Source organism: Amycolatopsis sp. NPDC098790 (assembly GCF_044759945.1).
Lineage (GTDB): Bacteria > Actinomycetota > Actinomycetes > Mycobacteriales > Pseudonocardiaceae > Amycolatopsis.
This window is the reverse complement of sequence record NZ_JBIWAI010000005.1, coordinates 702,043-716,570: the sequence shown is the minus strand read 5'-3', so window position 1 is coordinate 716,570 and position 14,528 is coordinate 702,043. Positions and strand designations below refer to the sequence as shown.

At 72.5% G+C, this 14,528-nt stretch carries 17 protein-coding genes; 6 read left to right on the top strand and 11 right to left on the bottom strand.

Annotation, left to right across the window (positions count from 1 at the left end; genetic code table 11):
• Positions 1-33: 33 nt before the first annotated feature.
• Positions 34-666 carry an NUDIX domain-containing protein gene (locus ACIQWX_RS36945; RefSeq protein ID WP_400881296.1) on the bottom strand — a complete coding sequence of 211 codons (633 nt, stop codon included), beginning with the start codon at positions 664-666 and terminating at the stop codon, positions 34-36.
• A gap of 112 nt (positions 667-778) precedes the next feature.
• Between ACIQWX_RS36945 and nadA the strand changes: the two genes are divergently transcribed.
• The 4 genes from nadA (at position 779) to ACIQWX_RS36925 (ending at position 5,553) form a co-directional block, all read left to right on the top strand.
• Positions 779-1,789 carry a quinolinate synthase NadA gene (gene nadA, locus ACIQWX_RS36940; RefSeq protein WP_400881294.1) on the top strand — a complete coding sequence of 337 codons (1,011 nt, stop codon included), beginning with the start codon at positions 779-781 and terminating at the stop codon, positions 1,787-1,789.
• The gene (locus tag ACIQWX_RS36935; protein ID WP_400881292.1) at positions 1,786-3,429 is read left to right on the top strand and encodes an L-aspartate oxidase; all 1,644 of its coding nucleotides are present in this window, start codon (positions 1,786-1,788) and stop codon (positions 3,427-3,429) included. Before nadA ends, ACIQWX_RS36935 begins: the two co-directional genes overlap by 4 nt.
• Positions 3,426-4,319: a carboxylating nicotinate-nucleotide diphosphorylase gene (gene nadC, locus ACIQWX_RS36930; RefSeq protein ID WP_400881290.1), complete on the top strand. Its 894-nt coding sequence runs from the start codon at positions 3,426-3,428 to the stop codon at positions 4,317-4,319. The genes ACIQWX_RS36935 and nadC overlap by 4 nt, the downstream gene beginning before the upstream one ends.
• Before the next feature lie 73 nt (positions 4,320-4,392).
• On the top strand, positions 4,393-5,553 hold the full coding sequence (locus ACIQWX_RS36925) for a S8 family serine peptidase (RefSeq protein ID WP_400881288.1): 1,161 nt from the start codon (positions 4,393-4,395) through the stop codon (positions 5,551-5,553).
• A 78-nt stretch (positions 5,554-5,631) separates the two neighbouring features.
• Here ACIQWX_RS36925 and ACIQWX_RS36920 read toward each other — a convergent pair whose 3' ends face one another.
• From ACIQWX_RS36920 to ACIQWX_RS36895, 6 genes are all read right to left on the bottom strand, one after another.
• Positions 5,632-6,012, bottom strand: coding sequence for a hypothetical protein (locus tag ACIQWX_RS36920; RefSeq protein WP_400881286.1), 381 nt, complete (start codon positions 6,010-6,012; stop codon positions 5,632-5,634).
• Positions 6,009-7,349, bottom strand: coding sequence for an alpha/beta hydrolase (locus ACIQWX_RS36915; protein ID WP_400881284.1), 1,341 nt, complete (start codon positions 7,347-7,349; stop codon positions 6,009-6,011). Before ACIQWX_RS36915 ends, ACIQWX_RS36920 begins: the two co-directional genes overlap by 4 nt.
• Before the next feature lie 26 nt (positions 7,350-7,375).
• Positions 7,376-8,683 (bottom strand): WXG100 family type VII secretion target, encoded by a 1,308-nt coding sequence (locus ACIQWX_RS36910; protein ID WP_400881282.1) that lies wholly within the window; start codon positions 8,681-8,683, stop codon positions 7,376-7,378.
• Positions 8,680-9,066: a hypothetical protein gene (locus ACIQWX_RS36905; RefSeq protein ID WP_086678248.1), complete on the bottom strand. Its 387-nt coding sequence runs from the start codon at positions 9,064-9,066 to the stop codon at positions 8,680-8,682. The genes ACIQWX_RS36910 and ACIQWX_RS36905 overlap by 4 nt, the downstream gene beginning before the upstream one ends.
• 100 nt (positions 9,067-9,166) lie before the next feature.
• Positions 9,167-9,469 (bottom strand): hypothetical protein, encoded by a 303-nt coding sequence (locus ACIQWX_RS36900; RefSeq protein WP_020644701.1) that lies wholly within the window; start codon positions 9,467-9,469, stop codon positions 9,167-9,169.
• 18 nt (positions 9,470-9,487) lie between these two features.
• Positions 9,488-9,832 carry a WXG100 family type VII secretion target gene (locus ACIQWX_RS36895; RefSeq protein WP_086856673.1) on the bottom strand — a complete coding sequence of 115 codons (345 nt, stop codon included), beginning with the start codon at positions 9,830-9,832 and terminating at the stop codon, positions 9,488-9,490.
• A gap of 254 nt (positions 9,833-10,086) precedes the next feature.
• Between ACIQWX_RS36895 and ACIQWX_RS36890 the strand changes: the two genes are divergently transcribed.
• Positions 10,087-11,517 (top strand): AMP-binding protein, encoded by a 1,431-nt coding sequence (locus tag ACIQWX_RS36890; protein ID WP_400881279.1) that lies wholly within the window; start codon positions 10,087-10,089, stop codon positions 11,515-11,517.
• Between the two features lie 18 nt (positions 11,518-11,535).
• On the opposite strand, the gene ACIQWX_RS36885 is transcribed toward ACIQWX_RS36890, so the two are convergent.
• The 4 genes from ACIQWX_RS36885 to ACIQWX_RS36870 all read right to left on the bottom strand — a co-directional run bounded on the left by ACIQWX_RS36885 (position 11,536) and on the right by ACIQWX_RS36870 (position 13,720).
• Positions 11,536-11,952: a hypothetical protein gene (locus tag ACIQWX_RS36885; RefSeq protein WP_400881277.1), complete on the bottom strand. Its 417-nt coding sequence runs from the start codon at positions 11,950-11,952 to the stop codon at positions 11,536-11,538.
• An 81-nt stretch (positions 11,953-12,033) separates the two neighbouring features.
• Positions 12,034-12,519: a nucleotidyltransferase domain-containing protein gene (locus ACIQWX_RS36880; protein WP_400881275.1), complete on the bottom strand. Its 486-nt coding sequence runs from the start codon at positions 12,517-12,519 to the stop codon at positions 12,034-12,036.
• Positions 12,516-12,959, bottom strand: a complete 444-nt coding sequence (locus ACIQWX_RS36875) for a YdeI/OmpD-associated family protein (RefSeq protein ID WP_400881273.1) — start codon at positions 12,957-12,959, stop codon at positions 12,516-12,518. The genes ACIQWX_RS36880 and ACIQWX_RS36875 overlap by 4 nt, the downstream gene beginning before the upstream one ends.
• Before the next feature lie 56 nt (positions 12,960-13,015).
• Complete coding sequence (locus ACIQWX_RS36870) at positions 13,016-13,720, bottom strand: S1 family peptidase (RefSeq protein WP_400881271.1); 705 nt, start codon at positions 13,718-13,720, stop codon at positions 13,016-13,018.
• 173 nt (positions 13,721-13,893) lie between these two features.
• Here ACIQWX_RS36870 and ACIQWX_RS36865 point away from each other — a divergent pair, with 173 nt between their 5' ends.
• Positions 13,894-14,526: a hypothetical protein gene (locus ACIQWX_RS36865; RefSeq protein ID WP_400881269.1), complete on the top strand. Its 633-nt coding sequence runs from the start codon at positions 13,894-13,896 to the stop codon at positions 14,524-14,526.
• Positions 14,527-14,528: the final 2 nt, after the last annotated feature.

Below are 14,528 nucleotides of genomic sequence, written 5' to 3'. Positions count from 1 at the left end.
CGGTAAGGGGAGAACGCCCGTGGCGCAGGATGGTCACCGGTTCGGCGGCTTGAACACCGCGAACGGATCCGTGATCTGCATACCTTTGCCCGCGAAGGAGAACAGCGCCGCCGGACGCCCGCCCGCGCGGCCCGGCGGGGCCGTCTGACCAGTGGGAACCAGCAGCCCGCGCCGGGAGAGCACGCGCTGCAGGTTGGTCGCCGAGACGCGGTAGCCCAGCGCCGCCGAATACAGGCCGCGCAACGCCGAAATCGTGAACTGGTCGGGCGCCAGCGCGAACCCGAGGTTGGTGTAGGAGAGCTTCGAGCGCAGCCGGTCGCGGGCGCGCAGCACGATCGCCTCGTGGTCGAACGCCGTGCGGGGCAGTTTCGCGACGTCGTGCCACTCGGTGTCCTCCGGCACCTCCGGGTCGACGTCCGACGGGACCAGCGCCAGGAACGCCGTCGCCACCACGCGCGGGCCAGGCACCCGGTGCGGGTCGCTGAACACCGCGAGCTGCTCGACGTGCTTCAGCTGCCGGACGTCGACCTTCTCCTTGAGCTGGCGCCGGACCGACGTCTCGACGTCCTCGTCGGGCCGCAGCCGCCCGCCCGGCAGCGACCAGCGGCCGAGGTGCGGGTCGAGCGCGCGGCGCCACAGCAGCACCCGGAGTGTGTCCGAGCGCACTTGAAGGACCGCTCCCAAAACCTCGTGGGCGAGGGGGGCCTGGGTGTTAAGATGACTTCGCACGGTTTTCGATTATAAGGCGAAAACCGGAGACGGGTCCAGGAGGGCCAGCATGACTTCGACGCTCGAACAAGACCTCACCCCCTACGGCGGCGTGGAGGCGAACGCGGCCTGGGCCGAGGAGGTGCGGCGCCTGGCGAAGCAGCGCGACGCGGTGCTCCTCGCGCACAACTACCAGGTCCCGGAGATCCAGGACATCGCCGACCACACCGGCGACTCCCTCGCGCTCAGCCGCATCGCGGCGAGCAGCGACGCGTCCACCATCGTCTTCTGCGGCGTGCACTTCATGGCCGAGACGGCGAAGATCCTCGCCCCGGAGAAGACCGTCCTGATCCCGGACGCGCGGGCCGGCTGCTCGCTCGCCGACTCCATCACCGGCGCCGAGCTGCGTGCCTGGAAGGCCGAGCACCCGGGCGCGGTGGTCGTGTCCTACGTCAACACCACGGCGGAGGTGAAGGCCGAGACCGACATCTGCTGCACGTCCTCGAACGCGGTCGACGTCGTCGCGTCCATCCCTGCCGACCAGGAGGTTCTCTTCCTGCCGGACCAGTTCCTCGGCGCGCACGTCAAGCGCGTGACCGGCCGGGAGAACATGCACATCTGGGCGGGGGAGTGCCACGTCCACGCCGGCATCAACGGTGCCGAGCTGGCCGAGCGCGCGGCCGAGAACCCGGACGCCGACCTGTTCATCCACCCCGAGTGCGGCTGTGCGACGTCGGCGCTCTACCTGGCGGGCGAGGGTGCCGTGGCGCCGGAGCGGGTCAAGATCCTCTCGACCGGCGACATGGTCCACGAGGCCCGCGACACCCGCGCGAAGTCGGTGCTGGTGGCCACCGAGATCGGCATGATCCACCAGCTCCGCAAGGCCGCGCCGGGCATCGACTTCCGCGCGGTGAACGACCGCGCGTCCTGCCGGTACATGAAGATGATCACCCCGGCGGCCCTGCTCCGCTGCCTGCGCGACGGCCTCGACGAGGTCCACGTCGACCTCGAGACGGCTGCCCGCGCCAAGGCTTCGGTGCAGCGGATGATCGAGATCGGGCAGCCTGGCGGCGGAGAATGACCCCGCCGGTTAATGACCCTCAGGCGAAAACTCCGGTTTGGGAGGCTCGCGCGGACCTCGTCGTGGTCGGCAGCGGCGTCGCGGGGCTGACCGCGGCGCTGCGCGCCCAGGCGCTCGGGCTGCACGTCCTGGTGATCACCAAGGCGGCGGTCGAAGACGGCAACACGCGCTGGGCGCAGGGCGGCGTCGCCGTGGTGCTGGAAGACCAGCACGACCTCGACGACTCGGTCGCGAAGCACGCGGAGGACACGTTCACCGCGGGCGCCGGCCTGGTCGACGAGGCGGCGGCCCGGTCGATCCTCGACGGCGGCCCGGCTGCGGTCGCCCGGCTGCGGGCGGACGGCGCGAAGTTCGACTCCGCCGGCGACGGCCTGCTGGCCCGGGCCCGCGAGGGCGGGCACAGCGCGTTCCGCGTCATCCACGCGGGCGGCGACGCCACCGGCGCCGAGGTCGAACGCGCGCTGGTCGCGCAGGCCGGGCAGGCGCGGGTGCCGGTGCTGGAGCACCACATCGCCGTCGACGCGCTGCGCACGCCGGGTGGCCGGGTCGCGGGCGTCACCGTGCTCGACCGCAACGGCGTCCCCGGTGTCGTCCGCGCTTCGGCCGTGCTGCTGGCCAGCGGCGGGATCGGGCAGCTCTACCAGGCGACGTCGAACCCGGAGATGGCCACCGGCGACGGGATCGCGCTCGCGCTGCGGGCCGGGGCGGCCGTGGCGGACATCGAGTTCGTGCAGTTCCACCCGACCGTGCTGTACACCCCGGGCGCGCGGGGCCGCTGCCCGCTGGTCACCGAAGCCGTGCGCGGCGAAGGCGCGACGCTGGTCGACGGCGCCGGCCTGCCGGTGATGCGCGGGGTGCACCCGCTCGGCGACCTCGCGCCCCGCGACGTCGTCTCGGCGGCGATCACGCGCCGGATGGCGCTGGCGCCCGGCGGCGTCGACGACCACGTCTTCCTCGACGCGACCGGGATCGCCGGGTTCGCGGCGCGGTTCCCGACGGTGTCCGCGGCGTGCGCGAAGCTGGGCCTGGACCCGGCTTCGGACCCGATCCCGGTGGTGCCGGCGGCGCACTTCTCGTGCGGCGGCGTGGTGACCACTGTGGACGGACGCTCGTCGGTGCCCGGGCTCTACGCCGCCGGCGAGGTCGCCAGGACCGGGCTGCACGGCGCGAACCGGTTGGCGTCCAACAGCTTGCTCGAAGGTTTGGTCGTCGGGCAGCGCGTCGCGGAGGCCGTCGCGGCGGACCTCGCGGCCGGATTGCTGGCCGATCCTTCGCGGGGCCGGCTGCCGTCGTGGACGGCCGCGCCGGCCGCGTCGCGTGATTCCCTGCAGCGCGTGATGAGCCGGTACGCGGCGATCGGCCGGGACGCCGACGGGCTCGCGGCCGCCGGTTCGGTCCTCGACTTGTCGACCCGGGACAGTCCGTTGTGGACGCACGCGGCCGTGGAGGACGCGGCGTTGACCGTGGTGGCGCAGGCGTTGCTCGCCGCGGCCGTCCGGCGCACCGAGTCGCGCGGCTGCCACGTGCGGTCCGACTTCCCGTCGCTCGACGAGAACTGGCGACGCAGCCAGCTCATCCGGCTCAGCCCGTCCGGCCAGCCCGTGCTGGCCGACCCGATCCCCTTGGAGGGCGTGGCATGACGTTCCCGATCTCCGAACCGGTCCTGCGCCTGATCGCCGCATCGGGCCTCGACGTCGAAGACGTGCGGCGGGTCGTCACCACCGCGCTCGGCGAAGACCTGCGGTACGGCCCCGACGCGACGACCGCTTCGACCGTGCCCGAGACCGCCGTCGCGGTGGCCGAACTGACCCCGCGCGTCGACGGCGTCGTCGCCGGGCTGCCGGTCGCGCTGGCCGTGTTCGACATGGTGCTGGGCGACGGCTACGAGGTCCTGGCCGGCCGCGAGGACGGCGAGCGCCTGGTCGCGGGCGAGCCCGCGCTGGTGCTGCGCGGCCCGGTGCGCGGCCTGCTGACCGCCGAGCGCACGGCGTTGAACCTGCTGTGCCACCTCTCCGGCGTCGCCACCGCGACCGCCGCCTGGGTGTCCGAAGTGGACGGTACCGGCTGCGCGATCCGGGACTCCCGCAAGACGTTGCCGGGCCTGCGGCTGCTGCAGAAGTACGCCGTCCGGTGCGGCGGCGGCGTGAACCACCGGCTCGGGCTGGGCGACGCGGTGCTGATCAAGGACAACCACGTCGTCGCCGCGGGTTCGGTGACCGCGGCACTCGAAGCTGCTCGTGCGCACGCGCCGGAACTGGCGTGCGAGGTGGAGGTCGACACCCTTGCCCAGCTGGAAGAGGCGTTGGCCGCCGGGGCGGACGAGGTGCTGCTGGACAATTTCACGCCGGACGAGTGCCGCCGGGCGGTGGCGCGCCGCGACGAGGTTTCCCCGAAGACGCGGCTGGAATCCTCTGGTGGGCTCACCCTCGACCGTGGTAAAGCCTACGCCGAGTCCGGTGTGGACTACCTGTCGGTGGGCGGGCTGACCCACTCTTCACCCGCGTTGGATCTGGGCATGGACCTTCGCTGAGGGGCCTTTCCCGGGTAGACTGGCGGTGGCGGAAGTCCTTTTCCGCCACCGTCTTTCGTTGCGGGGGGATCGGGTGCGGATACCGGCGGTGCTCGGGGTCGCGGGCCTTCTGACGCTCGGATCGCCGGTGCTCGCCGACGCGGCGCCCGAAGCGCAGTGCGCGAACCCGTCCGGCACCTACACCGGCGACGTCCCGTGGGGCCAGCGGCTGGTCGACCCGGCGCGGCTCTGGCCGTTGACGCGGGGCGAGGGGCAGCTGGTGGCCGTCATCGGCACCGGCGTCGACGGGCAGAACACGCAGTTCGCGCCCGGACAGCTCGAAGGCGGCAACGGCACCGAACGCACGGACTGCGACGGCCGCGGCACGATCGCGGCCGGGATCGTCGGCGCGCAACCGGATTCGTCGACGACGTTCGCCGGCGTCGCGCCCGGCGCGCACCTGCTGCCGATCCGGTACACGGACGGTACTTCGCGCGACGGCGGCGACCCGGGCGCGCTGGCCGGCGCGATCGACACGGCGCTGGACCGGCACGCGGGCGTCATCCTGGTGGCGGTGCCCGCGGCGTTCGACAGCCCGGCGTTGACCGGTGTGGTGGCGCGGGCGCGCTCGGAAGGTGCGGTGGTCGTCTCGGCGGCGGCCGCGTCCCAGCAGGGCGCGAGCTCGTACCCGACGGCGACGTCCGGTGTGCTGTCGGTCGGCTCGGTGAACCCCGCGGGCGAGCCGGTCCAGACGGAGGCGGGCGACTACGTCGGGGTGGCCGCGCCGGGAGCGGAGCTGGTCAGCACCTCGGCGGGAGCGGGCGGCGCGGTGGCGCACCGCTGGCCGCTGACGGACCCGGGCTTGGCGGCGGCGTACGTCGCCGGCGTCGCGGCGCTGGTCCGGGCGTACCACCCGGACCTGACCGGCGACCAGGTCGTGACGCGGCTGGAGCTGACGGCCCACCGCCCGGGTTCGGGCGGGCACGACTCGCGGCTGGGCTGGGGAGTGCTGGACGCGTACGCGGCGGTGTCCTCGACGTTGCCGGCGGACATCGCGGGCCCCGGCTCGGTGGTCCCGGCGGCCGCGGAGCCGGCGGTGGTTCCGGCGGCGGCGCCGGCCGAGCACCGGGCGGACGTGCCGGCGGGGACGATCGCGTTGGCGGGAGTGGCTTTGGCGGCGGCGGCCGGGGTGGCGGTCGCGGCGGTGCGGCGGGGGCGGAAGCGGAACTGGCGGGCTTCGCGCTTCACGCCGTAGCTGCGCTGAAGGTGCCCTTCACCTCACGGGATGCGCTGAAGGTGCCCTTCACCTCACGAGATGCGAGGAAGGTGCCCTTCAGCCCGCGGCGGCGGCCGGGACCGGGCGGGTCGAGCCGATGATCGCGACCGCGTGACTGGCCCTGGCCACGTGCACCGTGAAGTCCGCGCCCTCGCGGCTGAACCGGGCGATCAGCTCCCGCGGCGTGCTCCGGTCGTGGGCCTGCCACCCGCGTTCCGTCAGCGTCGGCAGCACCACTTCCGCCAGCCGGCGCTCCGGTTCGCCCGCGTTCTCCATCCGCACGCCGTACTGCCAGCACAACAGGTTCCCCGGCTGGGTCGGATCGCAGTCCAGCTCGCCGTTCACCGTGCGCTCGGCCTCGGCGCCGAACGCCTCCGCGACGCTGTCGATCACGTCCGTCAGCTCGCTCGCCAGCGAATCCAGCTCCGAAGGGCTCATCGCAGCACACCTCCGTCGTTCAGGAACTCGACGCCGTGCTCGAGGATGCCATCCGGCTGGAACGTGCCGTTCAAGGTGGTCGGCCCGGCCGTCATCACGCGGTACATGTTCGTCCACGACTCCGAACCCGGCTTCAGCACGTCACTGTGCGACGACAGGCCCCACAGCTGATCGCCCGAGGCCGAACGCCCGGTCTCCAGCTCCGTGACACCCGGGAACGTGTCCGGGTCCGCGCCGTGGCCGATGCCCGTCCACTCCAGGCCCCACGCGTTGCCCTGGGCGACCTCGATCGGGTCGAGCGGTGCCGTCATCGAATACCGCTGGACGCCCGCCTGGCTGGCCGGCAGGTCCGACGGCGACCACACGCCGTGGCCCATGCCCGCCGACTCGACGTGCAGCACGCGGTCGACGTCCAGGCCGTGGGTCTCCGCCAGCCCGACCGTCGCGCCTCCGTAGCTGTGGCCGATCGCCGTCAGCGTGACGTCGGAGCCCGCGTGGCTCGCGATCTCGCCGCGCAGGTCGTCGGTGAAGGTCTTGAGGTCCGGCGCCATCGTCTGCGCGTAGCTCGCGTCCGGTCCCTGGACCACCGGGTTCTGCGGGAACACGCCGTCGGCCCAGACGACCATCGCGGTGCGGCCCGTCGGGTCCGCGGCCACCAGGCTGCGCCCGAGACCGGCGTAGGAGTCGAAGTTGGACATCTGCGTGTTGACGCCGGGGACGAACAACCCGACGTTCCGCGTGCCCGGCTCGATGTGCCCGACCAGCTCGGCGATCCGGCCGTTGCCGGAGGGGTCGAACTTCAGGATCTGCCGGTTGTTCGCGAGAATGTCTTCGTAAAGCGAAATCCGCGCCTGCGACCGCTTGATCTCGTCGGCGTCGGTCAGCCCGGCCAGCTTGAGGCGCTCGGCGGTCAGCGCGTCGGAGACCTTCGTGCGGTTCTGCTCGATCGCCCGTGCCCACGCGCCGGTATCGGCGGAACCGCCGATGCCGGCCGGGTTCCCGGCTTTCGGGAGGGGATCTTCGGGCAGCAGCGCCCGGTACATCGCGGCGATCTGCGCGTCGGTGCGGCGGTAACCGGCCGCCGACGCGGTCAGTCCACTTTGGATGGTCCGGAGCCGGGAGACGCTCGACTCGAGCTTGTCGCCCAGCTCCTTCATGGTCTTCTCGAACGTCTTCGCCGCGGCCTTGGCCGCCTCGACCTGGCCGAAGGCCGTGGCCGGGACCTTCTCGCCCGAGACCGCGGCCTGCGCGGTGTGCAGCGCGTCGGCCCGCGAGCCGGATTCCCCGGCCACCTGGTCGAGGCGGGCCGGGGCGACGCGGTATCCAGCAGCCGTCACGGCCCGCCTCCGTCTTCAGAAGGGATTCAGTACGCTTCGGGCTCTTCGCCGATGACCGGGGGCGCGACCGGGGCCGACTGACCCCAGACGTTCTCCGTCTCGACCAGCCACGCCGGGATCCGGCGCCCGGAGCCCATGTCGCCGCCGCCGCCCATGCCCATCGGCATCATGGGCATCATCGGCATCGCGCCCTTGGCCGCCGACGCCGCCGCGGCGCCGGCCGCGCCGCCCGCGAGGCCGGACAGGGCGTTGCCCGCGCCGCCGTCGCCTGCCAGGCCGGAGTGCGCCGCGGGGGCGTCGGCACCGCCGCCGATGCCCGCGCCACCGGGGATGCCGCCGGCACCGCCCAGCGAAGGCGCGTCACCGCCGCCGATCGGGATGCCGCCCCCGGCACCGCCTTCGACGCCGGCGCCACCGCCGCCGAGCTTCGTGCCGGGCGCTTCTTCCTTGCTGTCCTTGGGGTCCTTGCCCGACGCCCACGACGGCACCTTCGGCATGATCGAGCCGAACCGGCCGAACGCGGCGGCCGAAGCCGCGGCGAGCCCGGCGGTGAACATGTCGCCGAACAGCGGGTTCGACGTCGGCACGGACGTCCCCGGCTGCGGCGTTCCGGTCGAGGGCAGCGGGTGCCCGTCGGTCGGGGTGACGACGACGCCGGGGTCGGTGACGCCGTTGCCGACGAGCCCGGGCGAGCCGGCGCCGCCCGCGCCACCGCCGGCGGGCGGGGTCGCCGGGACCGGCACGGCGTTCGGCGACGCGGGGATCGACTCCTCGGCCACGGTGTACTCCCCGGCCAGCTCGGTCATCACGGCGATCGCCCTGCCGTGCGCGTTGCCGGCGGCGTTGGCGGCGGACTGCTGTGCTTCGACGTTCGCGATGGCCTGCTGGCGCTGCTGCGCCGCGGCCTGGACGACGGCGGGGGAGGAGTCCGGCGGCAGCAGCGGCGGGTTGACCGCGAGCGCGACGTCGGCGGGGGAGACGTCCGGCACCGAAACCGGCGGCGGCATCTCCTTCTTGGCCTTCACCAGCGCGTCGGCGGCGTCGTCGAGCATCACGTTCATCGCCTCGGCGGTCTGCGCCACCTTGGAGATGCCGTTCGCGAGGTCGACGATCATGTGCTGGTACTGCTCGGCCGCGCCGCCGGTCCACTGGTCTTTGAACTCGGTCAGCTCGCCGTTGAGGTTGTGGGCCTGCTCGTGCAGGTGCAGCGCGGCGGACTTCCACTTGTCGGCGGCGTGCCGCGCGCTGTTCGGGTCGCCGGCCTGGAGCATCGCGTAGAGCTGCTGGTGGCTGTACGCGGCGAAGTTCGTGTGCGCGGTGTTGTGCTTCGTCATCCCTTGCGGCTCCCGTCCGAGTCGCCGAGGCCCAGCAGGCCCAGCACGGGGTCGAGCAGGTTCGTGACCGCGCCCGAGTGGTGGAGGTCCCCGGCCACCGCCTGGTCGGCGTTCTGGTAGCCGTCGGCGACCGTGGTGGTGACGTCCTGGGCGAACCCGATCGCGCTGCGGACCTGGTCGAGCAGGCCCTGCATCTCCGAAACGGCCGCGCGGTGGGCGTCGGCCAGCGACCCGGCCTCGCCGAACTCGCCGAACAGCAGCGGCTCCTGGCCGAGGGTGAGCAGGAAGTCGTTCGGTTTCGACATCGCGTGGATCTGGGTTTCCAGCTCCCGCACGAAGTCCTTCAGCGATTCCAGGTGGACGTAGTACGACTGGTCTGGCATCGGTCCCGGCTCTCTGGGCGCGCGGCGGACATGGGGAAAGCCGGTCGACCGGTGCGAGCGGGGGGTTTCCCGCACCGGCCGACCGACGTCTGGGCGCGGATCAGCCCGCGAACAGTCCCTGGTTGCGGTTCTCCAGCGACTGCTGGAGGTCGTGGGCCTCGCCGACCTTGCCGCCGAACTGGGCGATGATGGCGACGATGTCCGCGGTGGCCTGGCGCAGCCGGGTCTCCGACTGGCGGGCCGCGTCACCGGCGGAGCTGCCGGAGGCGTACCAGGTCGCGGTGATGGGCTGCAGGTTCTGGTGCAGCTGCTCCAGCTGCGACGTGAGCGCCTTGGCCTTGGCGGCCAGGGAAGCCGAGCTGTGCTGCAGCGCGGCGAAGTTGATTTCGACGACGTCGGCCATGGTGGGCGTCCTCTCGGGTCAGGGGTTGAGGCGGGGGATCACGCCCGAGCCCTCGAGGGAGTTGCCGACCCCCTGGAAGCTCTGGTGGACGTCGGCGTCGCCGCGGCCGTAGTTCTGGTGGCTGGTGTGGACGAGCTGCGACATGGTGTCGAGCTCCTTCACCGCCACGGTCATCTTCTCCTGGAGCCGGCGCTGGAGGTCCCAGAACGCCACGGCCTGGTCACCCTTGTAGTTGCGCAGGGCCTCGGTCAGCTCGGACTCCAAGCTGGCCATCGTGGACTTGGCGTTCGTCGCGGTTTCCTCGAAACCCTGGACGGCGCGCGTCATGGCAGCGGAATCTGCCTGGAATCCCGGACTGGACATCGACGGGCCACCTCCTTCCTGAAGCGAATTCCCCTGGCGCGGTGGTCCGCGCGGTGTGAAAGTCACGCTAGAAAAGAGGCCTGTGTGGTCAAACGGCACAACTGCCGGTCGTAGTGACGGCACTATTACCCACAGGGGGTGCCCGATCCGCGTGTCTGCCGTCGCAGACGCGAGAAAGCGCTGGTCAGCGCGATTCTGCCGAAATTCTGAGATCCGCCCGGTAGACCGGGTCCCCCGGGCGAAAGGCGGTCGAGATGGTCCACCCGCAGGCACTGCTGGACGAGCTGGGGCGCGCCCCCGACGTTCCCGCGTTCGAACACGGCTCGCGCGTCACGTCGCGTGGTGAGCTGCGGGAGCTGGTCGGCCGGTTCGCCGCGGGCCTGCGGGCGGCCGGGCTGGGGCCGGGGGACGGGGTCGGCATCGCCACCGCCGTCACGCCGGAGGGGTTCGCCGCCATCGTCGCCGCGCACGTGCTCGGGTGCCGGGTCGTCGGGGTGCGGCCCGGCCTGCCCGTGCCGCAGCTGCGCCACGTCCTCGGCGACGTCGACGCGCTGGTCGTCGACGCCGCGTCCGAGTCGCCGGAGCTGCTCGGCACCGTGGCCGGCGCGCCGATCCTGCGCGTCGGGCCCGAACTGCTCGCCACGTACGAAGAACCCGTGCCGCGGGGGCGGCCGGAGGACATCGCGACCGTCGTGTTCACCAGCGGCAGCACCGGCGTCCCCAAGGGCGTCGCCTACGACTACCGCGCGCTGACCGAAGGCCGGGTGTGGCAGCCGCCCGTGCCCGGCTCGGCCCACGAACGGCTCGGTGCCGGGTTCGGCCGGTACCTGCTGTTCGGCACGCTCACCAGCGCCGTCATGCTCGAACAACTCGGGGTCTGCCTGCTCTCCGGCGGGACCGCCGTCGTCCCCGAAGAGCTGCCGGACTTCCCGTGGGTGCTGCCGCGGCTGCGGATCACCGCGGCGCTGATGACCGTCCCGCGCCTGCACCAGGTGCTCGAGGTGCTGCGCGAAGAGGACGTCGACCTCAGCTCGCTGCGGGTCCTGATCGTGGCGGGGTCGCCGGTGCCGCCGCACCAGCTCGCCGAAGCGGCCGAGCGGATCGGGCCCGCGATGCACCACGCCTACGGCCAGACCGAGACCGGGATGCTGACGATCTGCCCGGCGGGCGAGGGGCTCGGCTCGGTCGGGAAACCCTGCGACACGGTGGAGGTCGAGAGCCGCGACGGCGAGGTCTGGGTGCGCACGCCCTCGGCGTTCGCGGGTTACTGGCGCGACGAAGCGACCACCGCGGAGGTGCTGCGCGACGGCTGGGTGCGCACCCAGGACCTCGGGTTCCTCGACGAGGCCGGGTACCTGCACCTGTCCGGGCGCGCCCGGGACGTCGTGATCGTCAACGCCGTCATCCACTACACCGGGCCGATCGAGCGGGCGATCGCCGCGCACCCGGACGTCGACCAGGCCTACGTCGTGGCGGTGCCGGACCCGGTGACGGGCGAGGCGGCGCACGCGTTCGTGGTGCCGGTCGCGGGCCGCGAGCCGGACCTCGGGGCGGTGCGCAAGGCGGTGGCGGCGGAGCTGGGGGAGGCGGCGGTGCCGGCGCGCTTCAGCTTCGTGGGTGCGGTTCCCGTTGCCCCGTCGGGGAAACCGGACAAGGCCGCACTGCGGAGGTCCATTGTGGACTAGGGTGTGCCCGGCAACGGGTCAGCTCCGCTTGCGGCTCGCGATCTCGTCGGAGAGCCGCTGGACGGAGGCGGGGTCCGCGTCCCGGGCGAGGGCGACGCAGTGGTCCATGACGGCCGGCCGGTAGCGCACGGGCAGCGTCTGCCCCGGGGCGAGCCGGGTGAGCTCGGTGATCGTGAGGTCTTCGTCCGCGATACCGCGGAACGAGAGGCCGTCGGCGGTCTCCACGTCGAGCATCAGGACCACGCGCGGATTGCTGTTGACCTCCCGCCAGTCGACGAGAACGCCGAGCGCGAGCGCCCCCGTGCGCAGTTCCGCGTTCCGCTTCCGCGCGTCACCGCTCAGGAGCGGGTTCGGGGCGACGCCCGGGAAGCCGGGCCCGACGCCGAGCGACTCCCGGCTCAGGTCGGGCCTGAGCTGCGCCATCAGATCGTTCACATCGTTCAGCTTCTTCTTCCGACCGAACACCCTGCCCCCTGACGCTTCGCTCTCACCGCGATCATATGTCGCGGCCGTTCCCTAGAAGTGGGTTTCCACCTTGAAGGCCTCGCGGAGGTGGCGCATGTCCGCGAGGTCGTGCGGCTGCGGCTCGTAGCCCTGGTGGAAGAAGACCTGCTGGGCCACCGAAAGGCACGGTACCGGGACGCCGAGGATCCGTCCGGTGACGAAGCTGTCCGCGGGGTAGGGGAAAGTCCCGCCGTGGTCGTCGGCGGCCTGGACGGCGGACCCGTCTTCGGCGAAGACCAGCGGGTGGAGGTCGAGGTCGCCGTCGCCGTCGGAGAGGACGAACCGGACCGGGCGCAGATCCAAGGTCTCGCGGTAGCCGAGGGCGGAAAGTGCTTCGAGCACGGCGTCTTCCTGGTCCCGGCGGTGGAGCAGGTCGAGGTCGCGGTGCTCGCGGGTCCGGTGGCCCAGGAGGGCGTCGATGCCCCAGCCGCCCGCCAGCCACACGTCCGCCGGGCGCACGGCGTCGAGGACGCGCAGGACCGTGGCGGCGTCCGTCACTTGCCGCTGCGCAGGTCGGTGATCACCTTGGCGACGCGCCGCTGCCGCGTCTCGGCCGTCTTCGCCTGGCCGATCGGCAGCACGAACCGCTGCTTCGCGCTGTAGGACAGGCTTTCGAACCGGGCGCGGGCGGTCTCGTCGGCGGCAAGCGCTTCCGCGAGGTCCGCGGGGATCTCCAGTTCGCGCGGAGCGGTGTCCAGCGCGATCTCGACGTCGACCTCGTCCCCGGCCGCAACCCCGGCTTTCTCGCGGTTCTCGGCGCTCAGCGGCACCAGGAACTGCCCGCCGCGGCTCGCGACCGTCGTCCGGTAGGTGTGCCCGCCGAGCGTCACGGTGACCGCGGGCTTCTTGCCCGCCCCGAGCGCTTCGACGACGGCGTCGGGCACCGGCAGCCCGGTCGCCGTCTTGCCGCCGAGCAGGACCTGCGTGCGGAACTCCATGCCCGCGAGTATGCCGCGTGCCGGCCTCCCGGGCGGAGAGGCCGGCACGGGGTGTGTCAGACGCCGGCCGTGGTGCGGATCCAGGCGCGGCTCGACGCGATGCTCGCGTAGTTCTGCGTGCCCTGGGTGTTCGAACCGGAGTTGTTCCCGGTCGAGCAGACGCCGACCTGGACGCCGTTGGAGAGCTGCGGGCCGCCCGAGTCGCCGTGCCACGCCGAGCCGTTGACGCCCTGGCTGGCGATGGCGGTGCCGCCGAACGCGTCCGAGCTGAGGCCCGTCACGCGGACGTTGGCGGTCTTGAGGGTGCTCGACGGCGGGCTGGTGCCCTGCGTGCGGCCCCAGCCGTAGATCTGGTTGGTCGAGCCGGTGGGCGGGTTCCCGGTGCCGAGCTTCATGAAGGTCGTGTTCACCGCGGTGGTCAGGTGCAGCAGCGCTATGTCGCCGTTGGGCGAGGCCTTCTGCTGGTCGACGTTCGCGTTCGTGCCCTGCTGGAGCGCGACGTTGCCGACCTTGACGTGCATGCCCGGCGAGTTCAGGCAGTGCCGCGCGGTGAGCACCCACTGCGGGGCGATGATCGTGCCCGAGCACTCGAAGCCGCCGTAGGTGGTGACGTCGTTCCAGTAGATCTGGGCGCCCCACGGCGCGGAGGAGACGGTGCTCCCGCCGATGATGTCCTCCTGGGCGTCCGCGACGCCCGCGGAGACCAGGCCCAACGCCGCGGCGGCGGCACCCACCGCGGCAACAACCCTCGACATACGCATGGAAATGCCCTTCGCCAAGGTGATCCGGATGTCGGCCCCGAAACCGGGTGACGAGCACAAAAGTAGGTTCCGTGGGAGGTTCTCAGGTACCTACCGAAGTCGGTAACTTGCCGACCGTGACTGGTGGTCTGGTCCGGGGGACCGGCCGTTAGAGTTCCGCGCGAGGGGGACACATGACTGCGCCGGAACACGATCCTGAACTCTTCGACGAGCTGATGCGGACGGAACTCCGCAACCAGCCGGTCAGCCGCTACGCCATCGCGACGCTCGTGTCGGGCCTGCTCGGCGGGTTGCTCGCGCCGGTGTTCGCCGCCGTCGCGATCTTCCGGATCCGGAAGCAGCACCACCGCGGGGTGGTCCTGGTGATCTGCGGCCTGGTCGCGTTCGCCGGGTGGATGGGGTACCTCGGGTACCAGATCGCCACCGGGACGACGTGGTGGCAGCAGCGGGCCCAGGAGGCCGCCGGGCAGCGGCTGCCCGAGGGCGTGGCGCACGGGCTCGACCTCGCCGCGGGCGACTGCTTCTGGTCGCCGCCGGCTTCGGGCAACACCGACGTCGTGCAGCGCTCGTGCACCGAGCCGCACACCGGCGAGGCGTTCGAAGTCGTCTCGCTGGAGCAAGGCCCGATGCCCGACATCGTCGACGTCTACCACCGGACCCTGGCCCGGTGCGAGGCCGACTCGAAGAAGCTGCCGGGCGCCCGCGTCCAGGTCGTGACGCCGACGTCGGACACCTGGGCCGAGGGCAAGCACCGCGCGGTCTGCTACTACCGCTTCGACGCCGACATGACGACGCCCGCGCGCTGACG

Coding starts and splice junctions, on each gene's coding strand:
- nadA (WP_400881294.1), top strand. CDS start 779: ATGACTTCGACGCTCGAACAAGACCTCACCCCCTACGGCGGCGTGGAG.
- ACIQWX_RS36935 (WP_400881292.1), top strand. CDS start 1,786: ATGACCCCGCCGGTTAATGACCCTCAGGCGAAAACTCCGGTTTGGGAG.
- nadC (WP_400881290.1), top strand. CDS start 3,426: ATGACGTTCCCGATCTCCGAACCGGTCCTGCGCCTGATCGCCGCATCG.
- ACIQWX_RS36920 (WP_400881286.1), bottom strand. CDS start 6,012: ATGAGCCCTTCGGAGCTGGATTCGCTGGCGAGCGAGCTGACGGACGTG.
- ACIQWX_RS36910 (WP_400881282.1), bottom strand. CDS start 8,683: ATGACGAAGCACAACACCGCGCACACGAACTTCGCCGCGTACAGCCAC.
- ACIQWX_RS36905 (WP_086678248.1), bottom strand. CDS start 9,066: ATGCCAGACCAGTCGTACTACGTCCACCTGGAATCGCTGAAGGACTTC.
- ACIQWX_RS36900 (WP_020644701.1), bottom strand. CDS start 9,469: ATGGCCGACGTCGTCGAAATCAACTTCGCCGCGCTGCAGCACAGCTCG.
- ACIQWX_RS36895 (WP_086856673.1), bottom strand. CDS start 9,832: ATGTCCAGTCCGGGATTCCAGGCAGATTCCGCTGCCATGACGCGCGCC.
- ACIQWX_RS36890 (WP_400881279.1), top strand. CDS start 10,087: ATGGTCCACCCGCAGGCACTGCTGGACGAGCTGGGGCGCGCCCCCGAC.
- ACIQWX_RS36875 (WP_400881273.1), bottom strand. CDS start 12,959: ATGGAGTTCCGCACGCAGGTCCTGCTCGGCGGCAAGACGGCGACCGGG.
- ACIQWX_RS36870 (WP_400881271.1), bottom strand. CDS start 13,720: ATGCGTATGTCGAGGGTTGTTGCCGCGGTGGGTGCCGCCGCCGCGGCG.
- ACIQWX_RS36865 (WP_400881269.1), top strand. CDS start 13,894: ATGACTGCGCCGGAACACGATCCTGAACTCTTCGACGAGCTGATGCGG.